Origin of the sequence: uncultured Methanobrevibacter sp. (assembly GCF_946184425.1) — an archaeon.
GTDB lineage: Archaea > Methanobacteriota > Methanobacteria > Methanobacteriales > Methanobacteriaceae > Methanocatella.
On the sequence record NZ_CAMHFP010000076.1, the window covers coordinates 1 to 3,953 of the forward strand.

The following is a 3,953-nucleotide window of genomic DNA, read 5'->3' on the forward strand; positions in this document are numbered from 1 at the left end:
TTCACAACTAATTTTCATCAAAAAATTTCAAATCAACAAAGTTTTTGAAAGAGTCAAATTAATTTCATTTTATAGCCTCTATTATATATATGGCTATTATATTAAATATATATTTTTAAATATATTATAATTTAATAAACTTAATTTCAATATCATTAACTAATTCATGGCCTTTATCTATATTTATTGTAGCAATAGATGCATCTGATTCGATAGGACGATTAGCACTTCCAGGATTAATAAATAAAATATCATCGATAATTTCACAGTGAGGTTTATGAGTATGACCACTAATTAAAACATTAACATTTAATTTAATAGCTAATTTGTATAGTTTATCAAAATCATTAGAATAATTAGTTCCATGATTAATACCTATCTTAAAATTTTCTACTTCAATAACTTCCGTTTTATTTAAATCTAATTTATCATTGTTTCCTAAAACGGCAATAACTGGAGCTATTGATTCAAGTTCATCAATAGCTTTTTGTTGTGTAATATCTCCTGCATGAATAATAAGATTAACATCATTAAATGCTTCAATGACATTTTCAGATAATTTTCCTCTCTTTGCGGTGATATGTGTATCTGAAATTAAACCAATTAACATGTATGTATATTTCATTAAATTGGTTAATATATTTTTAAAATAGTTGGCGGGGAAGGGTGAATATCCCCGCAAAGGATTTGGAGTTAAAAAAAACTCTTAGCAGAAGATGTTAGTGAAGAAAAAGCAATTAAATCTCACTACTTATCTCATGGAGATTATTTGTATTCTTTTTTCCCTACACGCAACCTCCTACGAAAGGGCCAATATTTAGGAGATCAAATTATGGTTCTATGCTCTAAATTCACCTTTGATGATTCTGTTAGGTGCATTCATTAACACACCAACACTTGAAAGTATGAATAACTTTGTATACATTGGCAATTCATCACGAATGTCTTTCCTCATGAATTCTATTAACGGATAGAAATCATACATCTCACCGTCAGGCCCTAATGGAGCAACGGTTGTTCCTGTGGTTCTGGAGTATAGCAATTTCATTCCAGGATTAATGTAGTCCATACCGATGTAGGTTTTGTCACCTATTTCAGAACCACCATCTCAGACAGCAGTTCCAAGAATATCAATATTATCCACACCATAATAACTTTTGATTAATTCTACCGGTTCAACTTGTCTGTTGCTTGAGAATATATCTGATTTCAAGGTTGTTAATGATTTATAGCTTACAGCCATGCTGTTTAAGTTTGCATAGCTTCCAGCTGATTCCTTGAATTTTTCCTGAGCTTTAAGAATAGTCATTCCAGTATCATCGCCAGATTCAAAGTCATAGGTAGCTACTTTGGATGAGTTTTGAATCATGTCAATAGCTGCCTTTTCAATGCTTCTACCGATAAGAATTCCAACGTCCTGTAACATATCATTAATACTGATTAAATTGGAATCCAACATCTGTGCGGAAACATTTAAGACTCCACCAATGGTATCAATGGAGATAGTTTCGCTGATTGGTTTTCTGACATTTAATTCCTGAAGTGTTGCGCCAGGAGCAATATCTTTGGCCTCACCAAGCACACCAGATTGAATAGCTTCCTCGATATTGACTCTTTGTGACATATAGGTATAGTATTGTGAGTTCTCTTCAATTTCTTGCTTTGGAAGTAATCTGGTGAATTTCATCCATTTGGCTGAAGTGTCAGCAACAATCTGTGCCATTACTTCATTTTGTACTTTAGCATCATTTTCCTTTTGTTAACATTAACATTCACCTCTTATGGTCTGCAGGTACCTTTCAAGGCAAGTCCCGGTTTATTCAACAATATTCCGACTTTACTTTGTATGAACAATTTGGTGTATTGAGGTAACTCATCGTAAATGTCTTTTCTCATGATTTCAATGATAGGATAGAAGTCAGCTATGTTTTCATCACAGTAATTGGTGCAGTTGTAGTTCCGGAAGATTTGGAATACAATACTGTTAATGAGCGTTTCTTAAATCGAATCCGATGTATCCCTTATCACCTACCAGTGATCCACCGTCAGCCTGTGTAGTTCCCAAGAAATCAATGTTGTCAATACCGTAATAGCTTTGTATATCTTCAACCGGCTGAACTAACTTATTGTTTTGGTAAGCAAGTTGTTTAACATAAGATAATGTTTTGTATGACTCTGCCATTATGGTTAAGTCTGCTCCTGCTCCTTCATTGCCTTTGAATGCTTCTTGAGCAGCAATAACGAACTGGCCGAATGCCTCCATGGTGTCTTCAGTTTGAGTAGTGTTATACTCAGGAACCTGATTGGAATTCATTAAGGTATCATAAATGTTGAATTCAATACGATTAGCTATGACAGTTGCTACATCGCCTAACAAGTCCTCAAATGAAACAATATCAGAATCAAACACGTCCTTATTAACGTTAAGAACTCCACCAACAGTATCAATGCTAATGGTATCTGTGATTGGTTTTCTGATGTTTAACTCTTGAAGTGAAGCGCCTGGAGCAATGTCTTTAGCTTCTCCAAGCAATCCTTTGTTGATAGCTTCGTCAAGATTAATGTTATGTCTGAAGTAAGTATATTACGTTTACACTACCGCTAATGTTAAATGGGTTTGAGTATAAATTTAAAATCATGTCAAGGTATGAAAAAGGAAAAGAAGTTTTGGAAGGAATTCAGCAAAGGACAGTCGAGGAAATCTTTGAAGGCATAGAGGATATCGCTCCGGACATGTCAAGATTTGTTGTCGAGTTTCCATATGCTGAAATATACACTCGTGAAGAAGTTGATTTGAAAACCAGGGAACTGTGCACAGTCGCAGCACTTACAACCCTAGGGACAATCCCCCAATTGAAGGAACACATCAACGCTGCCCTCAACGTTGGAAACACTCCAACTGAGATAGTTGAAATCATCATGCAGATGAGCGCCTATTGCGGTTTTCCAAAGTCAATCAATGGTGTGGTGGTAGCCAAGGAAGTGTTCACAGAAAGGGACATTTTATAGTGATATAATGTATGAACTTGACGGGTATAACATATCCGATATAAATTACGACAGGGTTTGCCTTAACTGCAAGCACTGGCAGGTAAACGTTCAGCTTAGAGGACCTGCCGATGGTGTGATATGCAGATTGGGCAATGGACACACTGAACCTGGAGACACATGCCCACAGTTTGAGCCAAACAGCACCTTCGACAGCCTGCAGGATCCAAACAAGTACAATGACAAGTCAAATAAACTATATGTATACAAGAGATTTTAGGTGTTAAAAATGACATTTGAAGTGATAGCATCCAAACTGCAGTCAGAACTTGTTGAAATCATCAAAGACAATAAGGAAGTCAACGATTATGAGTTGATAGTATATAAATACTGAAATTAGTTTTTTCCTAAAAAAATCAGATAATTCATCTTCTAAATTTAGAATGTAATTCCTATCTTTTGCTTCTTTAACCTCATCATACAGCCCATATCTTTTTCCAAAATCCAAAATAAAATTACAATACTCTTCTGAAAAGAAATCTCCAGTATCAAAATTCCTTTTACTTAATTCATTAGATGCACCAAATCTTTCAAAGAAATTTATAATGTCATCAACTATGTTATCAACCATAATTTCAATTCATTATAATTACTTGTTAATATTATGAACTTCTTACAAAATAAATTGTATCCTCATCATAGCTACTTAACGTATCATATGCTGCCTGAGTCATAAACTGATATTTATGTACCTACCATTTTAAGAAAATAATGGAAGAAATATCCATCAAAACACCTAAAATTTAAAATACGAACAAGATTATCCGATGAATTTCCTATGGGATATTTTCACATTGTTTTGATTCACCATTGCATATTGCATGGTAGTGTCAATCTGAACATGACCCAGCAGCCTTTGAACCTGTTCAATCGGCATTCCTTTATCAATTGCATTTGTTGCCATT

The 3,953-nt window shown here is 34.4% G+C and carries 8 protein-coding genes; 2 read left to right on the plus strand and 6 right to left on the minus strand.

The window, feature by feature from the left end:
• Positions 1–124: 124 nt before the first annotated feature.
• The 4 genes from Q0P94_RS10355 to Q0P94_RS10370 form a co-directional block, all read right to left on the minus strand.
• Positions 125–625 carry a metallophosphoesterase family protein gene (locus Q0P94_RS10355; protein WP_295116345.1) on the minus strand — a complete coding sequence of 167 codons (501 nt, stop codon included), beginning with the start codon at positions 623–625 and terminating at the stop codon, positions 125–127.
• A 213-nt stretch (positions 626–838) separates the two neighbouring features.
• Complete coding sequence (locus Q0P94_RS10360) at positions 839–1,069, minus strand: hypothetical protein (RefSeq protein ID WP_295116348.1); 231 nt, start codon at positions 1,067–1,069, stop codon at positions 839–841.
• A gap of 39 nt (positions 1,070–1,108) precedes the next feature.
• Positions 1,109–1,723 carry a hypothetical protein gene (locus tag Q0P94_RS10365; protein WP_295116351.1) on the minus strand — a complete coding sequence of 205 codons (615 nt, stop codon included), beginning with the start codon at positions 1,721–1,723 and terminating at the stop codon, positions 1,109–1,111.
• A gap of 261 nt (positions 1,724–1,984) precedes the next feature.
• A complete protein-coding gene (locus Q0P94_RS10370) occupies positions 1,985–2,533 on the minus strand; it encodes a hypothetical protein (RefSeq protein ID WP_295116354.1) in 549 nt (182 codons plus the stop codon).
• Positions 2,534–2,604: 71 nt separating this feature from the next.
• Between Q0P94_RS10370 and Q0P94_RS10375 the strand changes: the two genes are divergently transcribed.
• Both Q0P94_RS10375 and Q0P94_RS10380 read left to right on the plus strand, forming a co-directional pair.
• Positions 2,605–3,009, plus strand: coding sequence for a carboxymuconolactone decarboxylase family protein (locus tag Q0P94_RS10375; protein ID WP_295116356.1), 405 nt, complete (start codon positions 2,605–2,607; stop codon positions 3,007–3,009).
• Positions 3,010–3,136: 127 nt separating this feature from the next.
• The gene (locus Q0P94_RS10380) at positions 3,137–3,268 is read left to right on the plus strand and encodes a hypothetical protein (protein ID WP_295116358.1); all 132 of its coding nucleotides are present in this window, start codon (positions 3,137–3,139) and stop codon (positions 3,266–3,268) included.
• Between the two features lie 42 nt (positions 3,269–3,310).
• Here Q0P94_RS10380 and Q0P94_RS10385 read toward each other — a convergent pair whose 3' ends face one another.
• Both Q0P94_RS10385 and Q0P94_RS10390 read right to left on the minus strand, forming a co-directional pair.
• A complete protein-coding gene (locus tag Q0P94_RS10385; protein WP_295116361.1) occupies positions 3,311–3,619 on the minus strand; it encodes a hypothetical protein in 309 nt (102 codons plus the stop codon).
• A gap of 189 nt (positions 3,620–3,808) precedes the next feature.
• Positions 3,809–3,953, minus strand: a 145-nt coding sequence (locus Q0P94_RS10390; RefSeq protein ID WP_295116364.1) for a tyrosine-type recombinase/integrase, incomplete at its 5' end; no start/stop codon positions are given.